General features: G+C 62.2%; 19 protein-coding genes. 10 read left to right on the forward strand and 9 right to left on the reverse strand.

The features are described from left to right. Window positions 1-12 precede the first annotated feature (12 nt). Window positions 13-360, forward strand: a complete 348-nt coding sequence (locus tag ATE48_RS13935; RefSeq protein WP_066772487.1) for a chorismate mutase — start codon at window positions 13-15, stop codon at window positions 358-360. Between the two features lie 217 nt (window positions 361-577). Next, a complete protein-coding gene (locus ATE48_RS13940; protein ID WP_066772488.1) occupies window positions 578-1,609 on the forward strand; it encodes an SRPBCC family protein in 1,032 nt (343 codons plus the stop codon). 78 nt (window positions 1,610-1,687) lie between these two features. Here ATE48_RS13940 and ATE48_RS20470 read toward each other — a convergent pair whose 3' ends face one another. Next, the gene (locus tag ATE48_RS20470) at window positions 1,688-2,419 is read right to left on the reverse strand and encodes a cold-shock protein (protein ID WP_083197356.1); all 732 of its coding nucleotides are present in this window, start codon (window positions 2,417-2,419) and stop codon (window positions 1,688-1,690) included. A gap of 213 nt (window positions 2,420-2,632) precedes the next feature. Continuing rightward, window positions 2,633-3,244: a VUT family protein gene (locus tag ATE48_RS13950; protein WP_156767776.1), complete on the reverse strand. Its 612-nt coding sequence runs from the start codon at window positions 3,242-3,244 to the stop codon at window positions 2,633-2,635. Between the two features lie 76 nt (window positions 3,245-3,320). On the opposite strand from ATE48_RS13950, the gene ATE48_RS13955 reads away from it, so the two are divergent. Beyond that, complete coding sequence (locus ATE48_RS13955) at window positions 3,321-3,515, forward strand: hypothetical protein (protein WP_066772492.1); 195 nt, start codon at window positions 3,321-3,323, stop codon at window positions 3,513-3,515. A 269-nt stretch (window positions 3,516-3,784) separates the two neighbouring features. On the opposite strand, the gene ATE48_RS20225 is transcribed toward ATE48_RS13955, so the two are convergent. Both ATE48_RS20225 and ATE48_RS13960 read right to left on the reverse strand, forming a co-directional pair. Then, window positions 3,785-3,913: a hypothetical protein gene (locus ATE48_RS20225; protein ID WP_257756519.1), complete on the reverse strand. Its 129-nt coding sequence runs from the start codon at window positions 3,911-3,913 to the stop codon at window positions 3,785-3,787. A gap of 33 nt (window positions 3,914-3,946) precedes the next feature. Beyond that, on the reverse strand, window positions 3,947-4,768 hold the full coding sequence (locus ATE48_RS13960; protein WP_066772494.1) for a 23S rRNA (adenine(2030)-N(6))-methyltransferase RlmJ: 822 nt from the start codon (window positions 4,766-4,768) through the stop codon (window positions 3,947-3,949). 27 nt (window positions 4,769-4,795) lie between these two features. Here ATE48_RS13960 and ATE48_RS13965 point away from each other — a divergent pair, with 27 nt between their 5' ends. Together ATE48_RS13965 and ATE48_RS13970 are read left to right on the forward strand one after the other, a co-directional pair. Then, window positions 4,796-5,179, forward strand: coding sequence for a VOC family protein (locus ATE48_RS13965; protein ID WP_066775123.1), 384 nt, complete (start codon window positions 4,796-4,798; stop codon window positions 5,177-5,179). A 2-nt stretch (window positions 5,180-5,181) separates the two neighbouring features. After that, window positions 5,182-5,454 carry a GNAT family N-acetyltransferase gene (locus ATE48_RS13970; RefSeq protein ID WP_066772498.1) on the forward strand — a complete coding sequence of 91 codons (273 nt, stop codon included), beginning with the start codon at window positions 5,182-5,184 and terminating at the stop codon, window positions 5,452-5,454. Here the strand turns inward: ATE48_RS13970 and ATE48_RS13975 are convergent. Both ATE48_RS13975 and ATE48_RS13980 read right to left on the reverse strand, forming a co-directional pair. Next, window positions 5,445-6,488 carry an MBL fold metallo-hydrolase gene (locus tag ATE48_RS13975; RefSeq protein WP_066772499.1) on the reverse strand — a complete coding sequence of 348 codons (1,044 nt, stop codon included), beginning with the start codon at window positions 6,486-6,488 and terminating at the stop codon, window positions 5,445-5,447. The genes ATE48_RS13970 and ATE48_RS13975 overlap by 10 nt on opposite strands. 167 nt (window positions 6,489-6,655) lie before the next feature. Next, window positions 6,656-7,333 carry a peroxiredoxin gene (locus ATE48_RS13980; RefSeq protein WP_066772500.1) on the reverse strand — a complete coding sequence of 226 codons (678 nt, stop codon included), beginning with the start codon at window positions 7,331-7,333 and terminating at the stop codon, window positions 6,656-6,658. 174 nt (window positions 7,334-7,507) lie between these two features. On the opposite strand from ATE48_RS13980, the gene ATE48_RS13985 reads away from it, so the two are divergent. Beyond that, complete coding sequence (locus ATE48_RS13985; protein ID WP_156767777.1) at window positions 7,508-8,362, forward strand: lipoprotein N-acyltransferase Lnb domain-containing protein; 855 nt, start codon at window positions 7,508-7,510, stop codon at window positions 8,360-8,362. A 15-nt stretch (window positions 8,363-8,377) separates the two neighbouring features. Here ATE48_RS13985 and ATE48_RS13990 read toward each other — a convergent pair whose 3' ends face one another. The 3 genes from ATE48_RS13990 to ATE48_RS14000 form a co-directional block, all read right to left on the reverse strand. Beyond that, a complete protein-coding gene (locus tag ATE48_RS13990; protein ID WP_083197357.1) occupies window positions 8,378-9,520 on the reverse strand; it encodes a M23 family metallopeptidase in 1,143 nt (380 codons plus the stop codon). Window positions 9,521-9,592: 72 nt separating this feature from the next. Next, window positions 9,593-10,351 carry a pseudouridine synthase gene (locus tag ATE48_RS13995; RefSeq protein ID WP_066772509.1) on the reverse strand — a complete coding sequence of 253 codons (759 nt, stop codon included), beginning with the start codon at window positions 10,349-10,351 and terminating at the stop codon, window positions 9,593-9,595. A gap of 10 nt (window positions 10,352-10,361) precedes the next feature. Beyond that, window positions 10,362-11,783 (reverse strand): tetratricopeptide repeat protein, encoded by a 1,422-nt coding sequence (locus tag ATE48_RS14000; protein ID WP_066772511.1) that lies wholly within the window; start codon window positions 11,781-11,783, stop codon window positions 10,362-10,364. 185 nt (window positions 11,784-11,968) lie between these two features. Between ATE48_RS14000 and ATE48_RS14005 the strand changes: the two genes are divergently transcribed. From ATE48_RS14005 to ATE48_RS14020, 4 genes are all read left to right on the forward strand, one after another. Continuing rightward, window positions 11,969-12,340 (forward strand): YciI family protein, encoded by a 372-nt coding sequence (locus ATE48_RS14005; RefSeq protein ID WP_066772513.1) that lies wholly within the window; start codon window positions 11,969-11,971, stop codon window positions 12,338-12,340. Continuing rightward, complete coding sequence (locus ATE48_RS14010) at window positions 12,341-13,576, forward strand: RNA polymerase sigma factor (protein ID WP_066772515.1); 1,236 nt, start codon at window positions 12,341-12,343, stop codon at window positions 13,574-13,576. It begins immediately after the preceding gene. A gap of 124 nt (window positions 13,577-13,700) precedes the next feature. Next, window positions 13,701-14,159 (forward strand): SRPBCC family protein, encoded by a 459-nt coding sequence (locus tag ATE48_RS14015; RefSeq protein ID WP_066772519.1) that lies wholly within the window; start codon window positions 13,701-13,703, stop codon window positions 14,157-14,159. 147 nt (window positions 14,160-14,306) lie between these two features. Then, on the forward strand, window positions 14,307-16,190 hold the full coding sequence (locus tag ATE48_RS14020) for a sulfotransferase (RefSeq protein WP_066772520.1): 1,884 nt from the start codon (window positions 14,307-14,309) through the stop codon (window positions 16,188-16,190).

Here is a 16,190-nt window from a genome sequence, read left to right on the forward strand (position 1 = left end):
ACGGTAATCCCCATGAAAAATCTCAACCGTATCGAAGCGCCGGTGGAAACCCGCTTTGAGGCTCTAGATCCAGACGATTGCAAGACGATGATCGAGGTCCGTGCAGGCGTCGACGAGATCGATCGTATGCTGGTGGCGCTGATCACCCGCCGCCAGGGCTACATGCACGCCGCTGCCCGGATTAAGCCCAGCCGCGAGGTTGTTCGCGACGAAGCCCGGATCAATCAGGTGCTCGCCAACGTGAAAGCCGAGGCCGAGCGCCATGGCCTTTCTTGGGCCATCGCCGAGCCTGTTTGGCGCGAAATGATGGAACGCTGCATCGCGCACGAGTTTGATGTCTGGGACGCCACACGCGTTTGAGCATCTGCAGCACTGGGCTGACGGCCAGCCTTTCCCTGTGGTAACCAAATTCCCGGCTGGGAGGGCGTCGTCCGGGTGGGGTGATGCCACACAATCTGTTTGCGTACGTTCGCGCTAGGCGCGAGGCGGACCAGCGTCATGCAAGCATGCATGGCGTGTCGTGGCGGCGGTTCCGCGCCAATGATAGAGCCTTACGCTTACGCGCGGGGGCTAGCGCATGAAGTGGTTTCTTGGATTGCTGCTGGTTGTCGCGCTCGTGTTGGGCGCGCTTTTCGCGGTCGGCACGTTTTTGCTGCCCAACTCGCTTGAGGTCACGCGCACCCTAACGGTTGAGCGTCCGCGAGCAGCTGTGTTCGCTATGGTGAACGATCTGAAGATCGCCAAGGAGTGGTCGCCGTACTACGCGCGCGACCCGGACGCGGACTACACATTCTCGGGCGACGCCGGCGAAGGGCAGACCATGCGCTGGGTCTCTGATGTCCGTGAAGTCGGCTCCGGCCGTATGTCGATCGTTGACTCTGTGCCCAACGAGGAAGTGCAGAGCATCCTCGAAATGGGTGAGCGCGCAACGCTCAACGCCGACATGATCCTGCGTGCCGTCGAAGGCGGCACTGCCGTCGCCTGGACCGTCACCGCCGAGTGTGGCGAAGGCTGGATCAACGTCCCGTGCCGCTACATGAACCTCATTCTGCGCGGCATGGTTGAGAAGGAATTGGATAGCGGCCTCGGGCGTTTGAAAACGCTCGCCGAGCAATTGCCGAACGTGAACTTCGAAGCGCTCAACCCGCAATTCGATGAAATCGCCCCGCAGATGTTCGTCTATTCGACGGTTGAGACCTCGCTCGAAAATCTCGCGGAGATGGAGCGGGCCGAAGCCATGGGCATCAACCAGGTCCGTGATTTCATGACCCAGTATCAGCTTACACCAGCCGGTGCGCTGACCCGGGTCGTGACCTCCTATGAGAACAACCGCATCAGTTTTCGCGTCGGTTATCCTTATTCTGGCGCAACCCCGCTCAGCGTTGTTGGCGTGCAAGTTGGCGAAACGCCGTCGGGCCAGGCCATGCACGTCCTGGTCGAGGGCGATCGCGCCAATATCCAAGCCGCCTACGCGCAAATGAACGCGTACATGCAGGCGCACCGCATTGCTGGCCGCGAAGGCGGCCTGCCGTGGGAGGTTCTGCATCAGCAGGGCAGCGCCGATGGCGCGGTGCCAACGCGCATCGAGATATTCATGCCGCTGCAGTGACGCGGCGCTGAAGGCAGAAAAAGTAAAAGGCCCGCGGGATCGCTCCCACGGGCCTCCGTCTGTCTAGGCTCTCAGAGCTTAGTCGTTGATCTTCAGGTTCACGGCCTTTGGACCTTTGCCCTTGGTGTCGGGCAGGGTTTGGAAGTTGACCTTTTGGCCTTCGACCAGCTGCGTGAGGCCAGCGCGCTCAACAGCACTGACGTGGACGAAAACGTCCGCGCCGCCGCCGTCCGGCGTGATGAAGCCGAAGCCACGCGCACCGTTGAAGAACTTCACGACGCCATCTTGTGGGTCACCCAGGGGCTGACGCGGAGGACGATCGCCGCCGCCGAAGCCGCCGCCGCCTTCACGCGGGCCGCGGAAACCACCGCCGCCACCGCCGCCGCCGCGGAATCCACCGCCGCCGCCGCCACCACCGTAGCCGCCGCCACCGCCGCCGCCGCGATAGCCACCGCCGCCGCCACGATCACCGCCGCCGAAGCCGCCACCGCCGCCGCGATATCCGCCGCCGCCGTAACCACCACCGCCGCCACCGCCACGGTCGCCGCCGCCGCGATAGCCCCCGCCACCGCCGCCGCGATCACCGCCGCCACCGTAGCCGCCGCCACCGCCGCGATAGCCACCGCCACCGCCGCCGCCGTAACCGCCGCCGCCGCCGCCGCCGAAGCGGTCGCCGCCGCCGAAGCCGCCGCCTTCGCCGCCGAAGTCCGGCGTGGCGTTGTCACGCTCGCGGCCACGACCGCCGCGCTTGTCTTTCTTTCTGTCGTTGTTGTCGTCGTCACCGCCGCCGAAATCGTCGTCGAAGCTCATTTCCACTTGTCCTGATTTAAAAGGCCGAGGCGCATGCCTTCGGCCGCGCGCACGCTTATGCGTACGCACGTCACCGCGAATTCCAGCTTTGTTGGGGAAAGAAAATTCTGCCGCACTCTGCGGAACTTCGCACCATTGCCGGTCAACACGACCGGCTCTTCACACTGCGCTTATGCGCGCCGGGATTCCGTCGCGCAAGCGCCAACTCCTGGTTTACGTGGGATTCATGTCGTTTTGGAGCCTTCGCTGCTCCTGCGCCGCCACCACCCGAGACACGAAATAGGCGCCAATCAGCTTGGAAATAATCCCGGTTACAATGCTGCCCCAGGCGAAAATCCCCGGCACCACCAGTGACGCCAGATAGATAAAAAGCACCTGGTCGACCGGCGCTGAGATGAGGCTTGAGATCATGATGCGCTGCGAAAGCGGTCGCCTCGAGAAGGTATAGACCGCCCAGTCCGCCGTTTCGCTGACCAGAAATGCGACACCGCTCGCCACCACGATCACCGGCCAGGCGGTAAGCGTCGAAAGCGCGAGCCCGATCAGCATCGCCCCGAAAATCCAGTGCTTGATCTCCCGTTGCGCGAAATCGCGAACGACAAGCACCAAGCCTGTGATCACCGTGAACGGGTGCCAAGAGCCGCCGCCGAAATCTTCCGGGATTGGGATCGTGCTGATGCCCGCGAAGGCCCAGTTGATCACCGGCATCAATCCGACATAAAGCGCCGTCCAACGTCGGCCTGTCAGAAAGATCGCCACAACCGTGACCACCACGATCGGAATCGCGATGTGGGGTTGCTGCAAAAAAGTCAGCGCTGCTTCCATGAGAATCCATTGCCAAGCGCAGCACGCGCCGTCTAGCCACGTGACACGCCGAAACCAGAAACGCTAAATCTAGGTCATGAAGCAGCTACGCATCATCATCATTCACGAGGGCGACGCCGAAGGCTTTGGCGCCGGCTCCCCCGACTTGCTCGATTTCTTTCTGGTGGCGCCGACAGTTGCTGTGCTTGAAGCCGCGCTGCCGGCGGCGCTGCAGGCCTTCTGTAAAGAGCCCGTCGGCTTCACGATCATCACCCGCCCGCCCGGTCACTAACGCGCCCAAAGGTCGCGTGACACCCGTCACAGCGCGCCCGCTCTTCCGCTCATATTTTGGGATCAACGCGATGACGCGATTGACCAAGGCCAAAGCGGAGAGCACCAAATGACTAAGTTTTATTGCCTGATCGCAGCGGCAATGATGTTGGCCCCAATGGCGATGGCGACACTGAACCAAGCCGCGATGATCGTCGCCTAAAGGTCGCGACGCTCGTGGCAAGGGGGAAGGGCGCGGAGTGATCCGCGCCCTTTTAATGCGTCACGCTCTTATGGATGTGAGCCGAAAATGTAGAGCCCAGCGCCAAGCGCCATGGCCACAAACGATAGCGCTGAAAGCGCGACAGCGATCACGATGATTGCCCAGACCCAAACCGAGAGGCGGCGCGTTTGTGTCATGGCTTACCTGTCCGCTTAGATGCGATCCCTAGGTTACGTTAGCCGCCAGCCGCTTTGGCCCTTGGTCAGCGCGTCGGCCAAGAACGGCAAGGCCTCACCAAGCGCATCTTTCAACCCGTACGGCGGATTGACCAGAAACACGCTCGAACCGACCAGCTTGCCCTCGCGCTGCGGCGTCGCCACCCACAGGTCCGCACGCAGTGTTTCGCGATCGCTGAACGTGCGCACTTCGTCGTCGGCCGCATCAAGCGCAGCGCTGCTCTTCAGCGGCCGCCACCACAAGTACATGCCGTGACTAAAGCGCTTCATCGCAGCGCGTATCGCCGCCGCTGACGTTTCCAACTCATCGGGCGCTTCGTACGGCGGGTCGATCAAGACCAGTCCGCGCCGCTGCGCCGGCGGCAATAGCGCGCCCAAAGCTTCCCAGCCATTGCGTTCATGCACGTGCACATTCGGCGCCCGCGGCAGCGCCCGGCGCAGCGCGCCAGCATCTTCCGGGTGCAGTTCGCACGCCATCAGCACGTCCTGCTCGCGAATGCTGGTCGTCACCAAAGCCGGGGATCCTGGATACATCCGTAGCGCGCCATCGGCATTGAAGCCACGCACCGCTTCGAGATAGCGCGCGATCAGCGGCGGCGGCGCCGGCCAATCCCAAAGCCGGGCGATCCCGTCGCGCCATTCCGGGCTGCGCTCTGCTTCCGATCCGGTAAAATCATAAAGCCCGCGCCCGGCATGGGTATCCAGCACCGCGAACGGCGTGTCTTTGCGCTTCAGGGAATCGAGGCAGTAAAGCAGCACCGCGTGCTTTAAGACGTCAGCATGATTGGCGGCGTGGAAGGCGTGGCGATAGTTCACGCGAGCGGCTTAACGGGAGAAGAGCAGATGGCAAAGGTGCTTGGCGTCGGCGGGGTGTTCTTTAAGTCGCGTGACGGTGAGGCACTGCGCGAATGGTACGGCCGCGTGCTGGGCATGGAGTTTCACGATTGGGGTGGGGCGCTGTTCCTACCGCAGACCGCCGCCGCGCATCCCGGCGCCGCGACCGTGTTCAGCTCCTTCAAGCACGACACCGATTATTTCGCGCCGTCCGACAAAGACTACATGTTCAATCTGATGGTCGACGACCTCGCCGCCATCCTCGAGCGGGCTAAAGCCGAGGGCGTCGAGCCGGTGAAGCACTTCCCGGACGAAGCCAACGGCGCCTTCGCTCACATCATGGACCCTGAAGGCCGCAAGATTGAATTGTGGCAACCCAAGCCCATGTCTTGATCATGAGCGACTTTCGCGACAACACCACTCAGCGCCGCTACGAGCTCGATGAGCCCGAGGGCCAATCCTTCGCGGAATATCGAGATCTCGCCGGCGTTCGCGTGATCCTCCATGTCGAAACGCCCGCAGAGGCGCGTGGCAAGGGCTACGCGTCAAAGCTGATGAAGCACGTCGTAGATGAAGCGCGCGGCAGTGAGCGAAAACTCCGCGCCAGCTGCGCCTTCGCTGTCGCCTACTTTCGCCGTCACCCTGACACGGCCGACATTCAGGCCTGAGGCGCGCCACCCTCGATTGGGAAACCTTTTTCACGCCAAGCCTTCATGCCGCCGTCGAGCGCCAGCACACGTGTAAAGCCCATGCGCCGCAGCGTGGCTGCAGCCAGAGTCGAGATCTTGCCGACTTCGCAATAGGTCACGATCCGTACTGTTGGGTCGGGGAACGCTTCATTGACGCGCAGCTCCAATTGCCCGCGCGAGAGATGCTTGGCGTTCGGAATGTGGCCTGACTCGAACTGGTCCTTCTCGCGAACATCGAGCACAATCATGTCGTTTGCGCCCGTTGCGATGCGGTTCTTTACTTCATCCATCGAGACAAACGCCACTTCGGCCGCCGCTTCGCTCAGCAATTGCGCCACGCTGGTGCCGCCGCTCATGTTCACACGCAGCGCCTCGGTAAGATGCTCAGGCATGGACGGTGAATGCGCGCGCATCATCGACACGAACTCATCGTGATTGGTCTTCTGCAGGCGCGGATTTGAACGCTTCTCTTCTTCCAGCGTCGAGCAAGTGTGACCCTTATAATCATGGGCCGGATAGATTCGCAGATTTGGATCGAGCTTCAGCAGCTTGTTGAAGAGGCTGTCATAAAGTTGTTCGGGATCGCCCGTTGGCAGGTCCGTGCGGCCGGTCGCGCCGATCAGCAGCGCATCGCCAGTGAACACCCGGTCGCTCGACACCAGGCACATTGAGTCTCGGGTGTGCCCCGGCGTGTGCAGCACTGAGAGACGGATGTTGCCGACCTTGATGACGTCGCCCTCATCGACGCGCATCGACACATACGGGGAAGGCGAGAGCTGATGCGCCACCACCGGCACGCCGAGCAGCTGGCTCAATTGCTTCGAGCCGCTGAAATGGTCGGCGTGCGTGTGGGTGTCGATCACATAGCGGATGCGCACGCCATGCTGCGCCGCGAGCGCCTGGTAGCGATTGGTCTGGCGTACTTCCGGATCGATCACCGCCGCTGTGCAGGTGTCGCCGCAGCCGATTAGATACGACTGGCAGCCGCCTGTCGCGACTTGCTCAAAGATCATGGACGTCTCCTCATCTCGGAGACTCCTACAGCTCAACCCTTCCCGCAAGGGGAGGCGACCCGCCGCCAGCGTCATCTTGAGCCTGTCGAAGGCGGCCCGATCGGGCGCCGGTGCACGTGTCGTGCTTCAACAAGCTCAGTATGACGCGACTTTGGCCGTCGAGATGTCTAGCCTTCGCGCGGGGGCGCTTTCGGCTGCGGCACGATCCGCAGGTAAGATTTCACCGTCTTCCAACCACCCGGAAAGCGCGTCTTCGCTTCTTCATCCGAGACGGCCGGAACGATGATGACATCCTCACCATTCTTCCAATTCACCGGCGTCGCCACTTTGTGTTGGGCTGTGAGTTGAATGGAATCCACCAAGCGCAACACCTCATCGAAATTGCGCCCCGACGACATCGGGTATTGCAGCGTCGCTTTGATGAGCTTGTCCGGCCCGATGATGAACACAGTACGCACCGTCGCATTCGTCGCCGCCGTTCGTCCCTGGCTTGTGTCGCCCGCATCGCCAGGCAGCATGTCGTAGAGCTTTGCAACATTGAGATCGCTGTCGCCGATCATCGGATATTGCACGTCGCCGCCAGTGACTTCCTTGATGTCGCCGCGCCAGCGCTCGTGATCGGTGACAGGATCGACCGAAAGCCCAATGACCTTCACGTGACGCTTTCTAAACTCTGGCTCAAGTTTCGCTAAATAGCCAAGCTCGGTCGTGCACACCGGCGTGAAGTCTTTTGGGTGCGAGAATAGGATCGCGTAGCTGTCGCCGATCCAGTCGTGAAACTTGATCCGCCCTTGTGTGGTCTCGGCTTCGAAGTCGGGCGCTTTGTCATTGATGCGTAGAGCCATGGGAGGGCCTCCTAGAATTCCGCGATCCGCCGCGTGTGAGCACGCCAGCATAGGCCCCGCCAGGAAAGTGGTCCGGGGCCCTAACGGACATTGGGGCGATCCACCTATTTCGCAAGCGCCGCTTAACCTAAGGCGCGCTTCATATTACGACTCAACGCGCAGGCGGAGGTGGGCGTGAAGCGTATTCTCGACTGGTTCGGCGCAAATCCGATGCGCTCGGCGATCGCATGCATTGTCGCCATCTTGGTGCTGGGTTCCGCCGCCAATATGCTGAGCCCACCGCAAATGGTGCGTAATTGGTACCCCTATCTCTCCCACACGCCGCAGGTGGAAATTTCTGAAACCGGTTTCAGCGTCTCACCCGTCAGTGATTGGAGCTACGATTACGGCGTCGAGACCGACACCACCTACCAGGACTCTGCGTCCTACAATTTCGACCACCTTCGCCGGGTCTGGTTCATGCTCGAACCACAACCTGGCTCTCAACTCGCGGCGCACACGCTGTTGTTGTTCGAGTTCGAGGGCGATCGCCTGCTCGGCCTCACGATCGAAGCACGCCGCGAGGAGGGGGAAGACTATTCAGCCTTTCACGGCCAGTTCAACGCGTTTGAACTGATCTACATCTGGGCGAGCGCGCGTGATCTTCTTGTCCGCCGCGCCGTGATGCTGGATCACGAAGTCTTCGTCTATCCGGTCGATATCACTGACGAGCAGAACCGCATGCTGCTCACGCATCTGCTTGAACGTTCACAATCGCTCTCGCACACGCCGCGCTATTACAACACCATCGTCTCGAACTGCACCAACGAGCTTGCCAAGGCGGCGGGCTTTCATTGGGCGCCAGCCTACGTCCTCACAGGCCGCTCAGACGAATATCTCTACCGGCGCGGCATCCTGCCGGGCGCTTCGTTCGAGCAAGCGCATCGCCGCTCGGACATCACCACTTTCGTGCAAGCCTTAAATGAGGCGCCGCCTGAGGTGTTCGATCGTGCGCTTCTCCAGGAACTGCGCCGCCGCAACCATTTGTGAGGCCGTGGCGTGTGCTCATTGCAGCGGGCGAAGGAAGTCGCCCGATTGCGGTTGGCGCGGTGGGTCCGGAATCACGATATCCAGCTGCTCGAACCTCACCGGAATGCCCGCGCACATCAAAAGCTCCGGCGCGTTGCAGACGTGAAAGTGCAAGTGTGGCTCAGTTGAGTTGCCTGACGAACCGACCGCGCCAATCTGCTGTAAGCGCTCAACGGTGTCGCCAACGTGAACGCGAACGCTGCCTGGCCGCAGGTGCCCATAGAACGAATACTCGCCGTTGCCGTGATCGATGATGATCTGATTGCCGCCGATTCCCGGTGCGCCGCCCGCGAGGCGTGTCATCTGGTCCGCCTGCAGCCGCGCGAAATAAGCCTCGATTGTTTCGTCCGGGCGCTGCATTGCGCTTGCGTCTTCGTGCTGGTCAGACACGACAGCGACGACGCGCCCGGCCGCCGCAGCGAAGACCGGCTCACCATATGCGTAATAGTCGTTGAAGCGCTCGCCTGTGCGTCGGTGGGTTTTTCCATTGGCGCCGAGGCGCACGAAATCGAACGCGAACTCTTCCATCGGCGTCCAGCGATGGTGCGTATGAAATGTCGCGCCGGAGGCGTTGTACCACTGGCCGCGCAGTGGGAATGCAAAGATGGTTTGACTGACGCCGGTGTGGATCGCGATTGCGCCTTCGCCTGCATCGTCATTCACCCGCACTCGCAATCGGTCGCGCGCGCCGCCGAACGCAAATACTTGCGAAGTGATCATGATCGCCTCGCCGGGATCGAGCGTCAGGTCAGGCGAAAGCGTGCGCCCTTCAGGCAAAAGTTGCGCGCCGCCAAACTGAAACGCGAGCGTGTCCAACATCCCCGCCGCCTGCAACGGTGCGTAGCCAGCGGCGAACCGTGTCAGCTCCGGGGCGCCAAACGTCCGGCTATCCAGCACCCGATCGCCATTCATCAGCTCCAGCGTGACATCGCGCAGCTCAACCGGCGCTACCCCGTCATTGATGATCGCGATGTTATGGGCCAGCACGCTGCTCGTATTATGCGCGGCGCTAAGTTCGTATGCATAAATCCGCTCTCCGGGATAAAACCTCACCTCCAGCGCCTGTGCAGACGTGGCAAGTCCGGCAAGAGCAAGTAGCAGCGAAAGCATAAAGCGCATGAAGTCCCCCCATCCGCCGGTTCATTACCGGGCACGCATCGAAGATGCTTCGGTCCTAGTGAATGGATGCACCTAGCGCGCGGCGCGCACCAGGGCTTCGCGCTCTGCGGCCGTTAGCGCCCGCCATTTGCCTTCGGCCAGGTCGCCCAAATGAAGTGGCCCGATGCGGATGCGGACGAGATCAACGACGTCGAGATCGACCAGCTCACACATGCGCCGGATTTGCCGCTTGCGTCCTTCGTTGAGAATGAACCGCAGTCGATAGGGCTCGGTGACGCTCACCTTCGCCGGCTTTAGCTTGTGACCATCCAGCGAAAGCCCGTGCCGGAGGAGGGTGAGTTTCTGGTCGGTAATCTGCCCCGCAACGCCAACCAGATATTCCTTGTCGATCTTCGAGTCTTCTCCGATCACCGCTTTGGCCAGCACGCCGTCTTCGCTAAGCAATAACAGCCCCCGCGAATCCTGATCGAGCCGGCCAAGTGGCGCGAGACTAGTGCGGGATGTCGGCATCGGGTCAGCCCGTCCGATCAAGTTTGCTTTCGTCAGCAAACGCGCCGCCGGCACTTGGTCGTGCTCCGGCTGCGCCGAGACGAACCCCACCGGCTTATTGATGGCGATTGAGATTTTTGCTGGCGCCCGCCCATCCGCCACCTCGATCGTCTGTCCGCGCTCGATCTTGCGTCCCGGCTCGTCCACACGCGCGCCGTCGATGCTCACCAAACCGTTGGCGATCAGCTCTTCTGCCTCGCGCCGCGAGCACACGCCCTCGCTCGCGAGCCATTTGTTGACCCGCTGCGGTTCTGCGCCTTCATAGGTTTTGCGCCAAGCCATCCTGCGCTTGTTAGCTGCAGGAATAGGTTTCCTGCAATGCGCGCAGACGCCCAACTGCGCGTGGCTGAATCTGATGCTCGTCGGTCATGCACGCCAATTGGCGATAAAGCGCGATCGAGCGTTCTCGCTCCTCGGGCGAACCATCGCGCAGCATGTCGGCAAGGTTCGACATTGAGGGCGCGTGGTTCTGCTGCGCGGCGCGGGCATAGAGCGCCTTGGCCTCCGCGGTATTGCGCGGTGCGCCGATCCCATCGCGATAGAGCGTCGCCAACATGTGCAGCGCCTCGGGCTGATTGGCCTCCGCTGCGCGCTGCAGGAACGGGATCGCCGCCACCGGATCGCGCGGCCCCGCCGGACTATCGCGCAGCCAGCGCGCATAGAAAAATTGCGCCCGCGGATCGCCGCGCTCCGCCGCCGCCAACCAAAGCCGTCCAGCCTCTGCTTGCGAGTCCTGGTCGTTCGCCAGCGTCGCTGCGTAATCAATTTGCGCCGCTGTGAAGCCTGCGGCAGCCGCTTGCCTCAACCGCGCCAGCGCAGTCGCCTCGTCGATGCCTGCGTGTGGCGCCGTGCGCTGTAGCTGCCAGGAAAGATAAAGCGCTGCTGCGTTGTTCTGGGCTGACGCCGCATCGCATTGTTCGCGCGCCGCTGTTGGGCTGGGCAGGAAGCCGGAAATGCCTGCCATATGCCCCAGGCAGGAAAGTGCCTGCGCGTCCGCATCGCCTGCCGCGGCCCGTGTCACCAGCTGCGCCGCCAGCGCTTCATCGATCTGCGCTGCAACCTCGCGCCAAGGCGCGCGCTCCAGAGCCGCTGAGGTCAGCACCGGCGGCGGGGTCGAGGTTGGGGTCGCCGCCGCTTGCGCCCGTACCGTCGCGAACGAAAGCTCACCCGATCGCACCAGATTGATCACGCGCCCCGCGCCAAAGCCCACAACGAACAGCGCCGCAACCGCCGCTGCGAACACGCCCAGCGTCTTCAACTGCTTTTCGCCGCCGCTCTCGCGCCGCTTCATCAGCGCCGATCGCGTCACCGCCAGCACGCTCGGCAGCGCCGCCACGTTTGCCTTGGTGGGCGAGAGCTTGTCGATCTCGGCGATCAGCGCCTCGAAGCGCACCTTGAACGCGGTCCGGTCACGCAACGCCAGGTCCACACGGCCCGCCGCACGGAAGGGCGCAGGCGTCGCGTCCGTCACCAGTTCGGCGCTGACCAGCTTTTTGCGCTCGTGCGCCAGCGCCGCCAGCATTGCGAGTTCCGCCGTCGGCGCGCCCCGCGACCAGAGGCCGATGACGCATTTTGCGTCATCCACAATCTGCGCGATCTCAGCCTCGGCCGGCGCACCTGCTGCCGCATCGAAGCCCAAAGTCTTCAAAGCTTGCGCAAGTCCGCCCGCCTGTGCGTCGGCGTCTGGCGCTGCAGCAATGAACACTTCCGCCATTCGTCCCACCTTTGAATATGTTGAACCGAAGCAGATGCATCAGCGTCAAGCGAAGAGGTGGAACATTGCAGTCTCTTAAGTCGAGGCATGGCTCTGCGGGGCCTCGCCCCCGGCTGAAGAAAGTCTCGACGGCCTGTCGGCAAGGGGGGTAGGCCGTTCGTCCTTCAATTATGAGGCTCTATCCGATGCTTTACGCCATCCTTTGCTACAATGACGAAGCCTCCGTCTTCGCCTGGACCAAGGAGGAGGACGCCGCCGTCATGGGGCGCCTCAACGTCGTCCACGAAAAATGGGAGGCCAAGGGCAAGCTGAAGCCGTCCCTGCGCCTGCTGCCCACCTCAGCGGCAACCACACTGCGCAAGAAGGACAACGAAGTTCTCGATGGCCCTTATGCCGAGACCAAGGAACAACTCCTCGGCTTCTACATCATCGAGGTCGATAACCTCGAAGAAGGGCTCGAGTTTGCTCGCGAACTCACCGCCGCCAATCCAGGCGGCGCCTACGAGCTTCGCCCGATCATGCTCTACAATCCGGGCTCCCCGGTTGAGGCGCGGTAAGTGACGGATCTCGGCTGGATCGACGCGGCGCTCGTCTCCGCCCGGCCCCAGGCCGTCGCTGCTCTGCTGCGCTATTTCCGAGATCTCGATCTGGCCGAAGAGGCCTACCAGGACGCTTGTCTTCGGGCGCTCAAAAACTGGCCCAAGAACGGCCCGCCGCGAGACCCCGCCGCTTGGCTGATCATGGTTGGCCGTAACGCCGCCATCGACGTCACCCGCCGGCGCGCCAAGCAAACCGAACTCCCAGAGGAAGATCAAATCTCCGATCTCAGCGACGTAGAGAGCGCAGCCGCACAGCGCCTCGACGAGGCCGATTACCGCGACGATGTCCTCCGGCTGCTCTTCATCTGCTGCCCCCCGGATTTACCCGCCACCCAGCAAGTCGCGCTCGCGCTCCGGATCGTCTCCGGCCTCGCCGTGTCGCAAATCGCGCGCGCGTTTCTCGTCGGCGAAAGCGCGATGGAGCAACGCATCACGCGCGCCAAAGCTAAGGTCTCTGGCGCCGGCGTACCATTCGAGGCGCCGAACGCCGTAGAGCGGGCCGCGCGTTTGGCCTCTGTCGCAGCGATGATCTATCTCGTCTTCAACGAGGGCTATTCCGCCGCCGATCCCGCCAGCGATCGCGCTTCGCTCTGCGATGAAGCCATTCGCCTCGCGCGCCTGCTGTTGCGCATGTATCCGTCGGAACCTGAAATCATGGGGCTGTTGGCGCTGATGCTGTTGCAGCACTCACGCATCGCTGCGCGCTTCGATGAGGCGGGCAACGCCATCCTTCTCGAAGACCAGGATCGCAGACTTTGGAAGCGCACGATTATTCATGAAGGTCTTGCGCTGATCGACAAAGCCATGCGCCTGCGCAATCCCGGCGGCTACCAAATCCAAGCCGCCATCGCGGGCCTGCACGCGCGCGCGGAAACCGCTGCGGACACGGACTGGGCTGAGATCGATGCGCTGTACGCGGCCTTGGAACGGCGAACGCCATCGCCCGTTATCACGCTCAATCGTGCGGTGGCTGTCGCCAAGCTGCGCGGCCCCCAAGCCGCGCTTGATCTTATTGCGCCACTCTCGGATCGACTTGGCGCCTACTTCTATTTTCATGGGGCGCGTGGTGCGTTTTTGAAGGAACTCGGTCGCAACGCCGAAGCGCGTAAGGCGTTCAATCAAGCTATCGCGCTAGCTAACACGCCAGCCGAAGCGGCTCACATTCGTCAGCACTTGGATAACCTTGCGAAGTGAAGCGGCGCGTCGTCGCCAATTTCGCGTCCACGTGAACCTGTCGAAGCGCGAAAGCATTTCGACAAGCTGTAGGTTCACCTCAGCCCCGTTCGTCCTCGGACCAGACACAACGCAGAGCGCCATAATGTCCCAACACGAACTCGTCCTCGAGCTTGAACTTGACGCGCCCGCCGACAAACTCTTTCGCTGCTACGCCGATCCGAAGCTGATCCAACAATGGTTCGCGCCGAAGCCCTGGACCATCAAAAGCACCGACATTGAACTTCGTCCCGGCGGCAAGTTTAATTTTGTGATGGCCTCACCCGAGGGCCAGGAATACCCGAACGGCGGCATCGTCCTCGCGGTCGAACCGAACAAGCGCATCGTCACCACCGATGCGATCAACGCCACCACTTTCGAACCAGCTGGTCCGTTCATGGTCGCGGAGGTGACCTTTGAAGACCTTGGCAACGGCAAAACCAGATACCGCGCCATCGCCCGCCATTGGACCGAAGAAATCAAAGAACAGCATAAGCAAATGGGTTTCCACGAAGGCTGGGGTCAAACCGCGCGCCAACTCGAAGCGCTCGCCAAAACGCTCTAACGCACGCCAAGTCCGCCGCCGTTGCGCCTCGTGCGGGCGGCGGCCGTGACCGCACGCGGCTCAACAGGCTTTTGTCCTTGCCGCCCCCTCTGGCCGGGCGATAAACGAGCCCTCGAACCCACGGGGAGCCCCGAGCCGGACGCATCGATGAGACTGCAGGCCAGATTTATCCAGTTGCCGCTTCAGTACGATGCTGAGCTCCTCGCTAGGGAAGTCCTCGCCTTCGGCGAAGAATGTTGGCTGCCGCACCCGCAGCGTTTCGAGGGCAACGATTTTCTGCCTTTGATCTCGATCAATGGTGAGCCTGAAAACGAGTCTTTCGCGGGCCAGATGGCGGCGACGAAATATCTCAAGCAATGCCCCTACCTCGTTGAGGTGCTCGCAAGCTTTGGCGCTTCGCTTGGCCGTACGCGTCTGATGCGTCTCTCCGGCGGCGCTGAAGTCACACCACACGTCGACATCCACTATTACTGGCGCGATCGCATGCGCATCCACGTGCCGATCGTGACGCAGCCGACTGTCAGCTTCCATTGCGGTGGTCTCACCGTGAATATGGCAGAAGGCGAGTGCTGGATCTTCGATACCTTCTCGCGTCATCGCGTGCTCAACGACGCCGAGCGCAAGCGCATCCATCTCGTCGCCGATACAGTGGGAGGCGAGGGCTTCTGGAATCTCGCCGCCGCCGGCCGTTTGCCCGAACGCGAAGCGCCCAATTGGGTCGCCCGCAACTTTGAGCGCAACGGCGCCACCATCGATCAGCTCGAGTATGAGAGTCAGAATATGCCCGTGGTGATGACCCCATGGGAAATCCAAAACCACGTCGACTTTTTGTTTCGCGAAGCCACCCAAAACCACCCGCAGTTCCAGTACGTCGCTCACGCCGCCTCGCACTTCACTCATGTGTGGCGTGCGCTCTGGTCCACGTACGGAGAGTGCAAAACGGGTTGGCCTCGCTATCGCCGGGCGTTGGAAGATTTTAGTGGTCAAATCCGCTCGGCGCGCGCGCATGAAGTGAAGCTTCGCAACGGCTCGGATCTCTACGCAACCTTGACTGCGCTCGTCATCGCGCCGGCGCTCAGCGACAAGGGCGAGGACCTCGTGGGTGAAACCCGCCACGACGCCGCAGCGGCGATGGCGACGCCAGTTGCGGCCTCCGCGCCAGCGCCCGCCGCGCCGAGCATCAACACAGGCGCCGGCGATCGGCGCTTCGATCGGCCGATCTTCATCGTCAATCCGCCGCGTTCTGGCTCTTCGCTTTTGTTCGAGACACTCGCGAACGCGCCGAATGTTTATACGGTGGGCGGCGAAAGCCACGGCATCATCGAAGGCGTGCGCGGCCTTGGCATTCCGGCCGCCAATTTCGATTCGAACTGCCTCGACGAAAGCCACGCACGTCCCGAGATCATCACGATGCTGCGCGAGCGCTTCGAGCAAACTTTGCGCGATCGCGACGGCGCTCCGCCGCCCGCGGGTCGCATCCGCATGTTGGAAAAGACACCAAAGAATGCACTTCGCATTCCATTCTTGGCTAAGGTCTTTCCGGAAGCGCGCTTTATCTATCTCCACCGCGATCCGCATCAAGTGTTGTCGTCGATGATGGAGGGCTGGGAGTCCGGCCGCTTCACCATGTATCGCAATCTGCCTGGTTGGACCGGCGAGCGTGAATGGTCGTTCCTTTTGACGCCCGGTTGGCGCGATCTCATCGGTCAGCCGCTTGAGCGTGTCGTCGCCGGCCAATGGGCGTCCGCAACGACAGTCATGCTCGATGCCTTGGACCGCTTGGCCCCCGATCGCTGGGTCACGGCAAACTATGATGCTTTGCTGGCTGATCCGAACGCCGAAGTAACGCGTCTTTGTGAGGCGGTCGGCTTTGAGTGGGATCGGCGGATTGAGGGTGCGCTGCCGATCGCGCGACACACAGTGTCTGCGCCGGACGCCAACAAGTGGCGCGGCCGCGCCAGCGAGATCGAAGCGGTCTGGCCGTCCATCGCCGCCGTTGTCGAACGCGCCGAGCGCGCAGCGGCGCGCTGA

The organism is Candidatus Viadribacter manganicus (assembly GCF_001679665.1).
In the GTDB taxonomy this organism is placed as follows: domain Bacteria; phylum Pseudomonadota; class Alphaproteobacteria; order Caulobacterales; family Aquidulcibacteraceae; genus Vitreimonas; species Vitreimonas manganica.

Bases quoted from the DNA above. Each gene is read 5' to 3' on its own strand.
- ATE48_RS13935 (WP_066772487.1), top strand. From the start codon at position 13: ATGAAAAATCTCAACCGTATCGAAGCGCCGGTGGAAACCCGCTTTGAG.
- ATE48_RS13940 (WP_066772488.1), top strand. From the start codon at position 578: ATGAAGTGGTTTCTTGGATTGCTGCTGGTTGTCGCGCTCGTGTTGGGC.
- ATE48_RS20470 (WP_083197356.1), bottom strand. From the start codon at position 2,419: ATGAGCTTCGACGACGATTTCGGCGGCGGTGACGACGACAACAACGAC.
- ATE48_RS13950 (WP_156767776.1), bottom strand. From the start codon at position 3,244: ATGGAAGCAGCGCTGACTTTTTTGCAGCAACCCCACATCGCGATTCCG.
- ATE48_RS13955 (WP_066772492.1), top strand. From the start codon at position 3,321: ATGAAGCAGCTACGCATCATCATCATTCACGAGGGCGACGCCGAAGGC.
- ATE48_RS20225 (WP_257756519.1), bottom strand. From the start codon at position 3,913: ATGACACAAACGCGCCGCCTCTCGGTTTGGGTCTGGGCAATCATCGTG.
- ATE48_RS13965 (WP_066775123.1), top strand. From the start codon at position 4,796: ATGGCAAAGGTGCTTGGCGTCGGCGGGGTGTTCTTTAAGTCGCGTGAC.
- ATE48_RS13970 (WP_066772498.1), top strand. From the start codon at position 5,182: ATGAGCGACTTTCGCGACAACACCACTCAGCGCCGCTACGAGCTCGAT.
- ATE48_RS13975 (WP_066772499.1), bottom strand. From the start codon at position 6,488: ATGATCTTTGAGCAAGTCGCGACAGGCGGCTGCCAGTCGTATCTAATC.
- ATE48_RS13980 (WP_066772500.1), bottom strand. From the start codon at position 7,333: ATGGCTCTACGCATCAATGACAAAGCGCCCGACTTCGAAGCCGAGACC.
- ATE48_RS13990 (WP_083197357.1), bottom strand. From the start codon at position 9,520: ATGCGCTTTATGCTTTCGCTGCTACTTGCTCTTGCCGGACTTGCCACG.
- ATE48_RS13995 (WP_066772509.1), bottom strand. From the start codon at position 10,351: ATGGCTTGGCGCAAAACCTATGAAGGCGCAGAACCGCAGCGGGTCAAC.
- ATE48_RS14000 (WP_066772511.1), bottom strand. From the start codon at position 11,783: ATGGCGGAAGTGTTCATTGCTGCAGCGCCAGACGCCGACGCACAGGCG.
- ATE48_RS14005 (WP_066772513.1), top strand. From the start codon at position 11,969: ATGCTTTACGCCATCCTTTGCTACAATGACGAAGCCTCCGTCTTCGCC.
- ATE48_RS14015 (WP_066772519.1), top strand. From the start codon at position 13,701: ATGTCCCAACACGAACTCGTCCTCGAGCTTGAACTTGACGCGCCCGCC.
- ATE48_RS14020 (WP_066772520.1), top strand. From the start codon at position 14,307: ATGAGACTGCAGGCCAGATTTATCCAGTTGCCGCTTCAGTACGATGCT.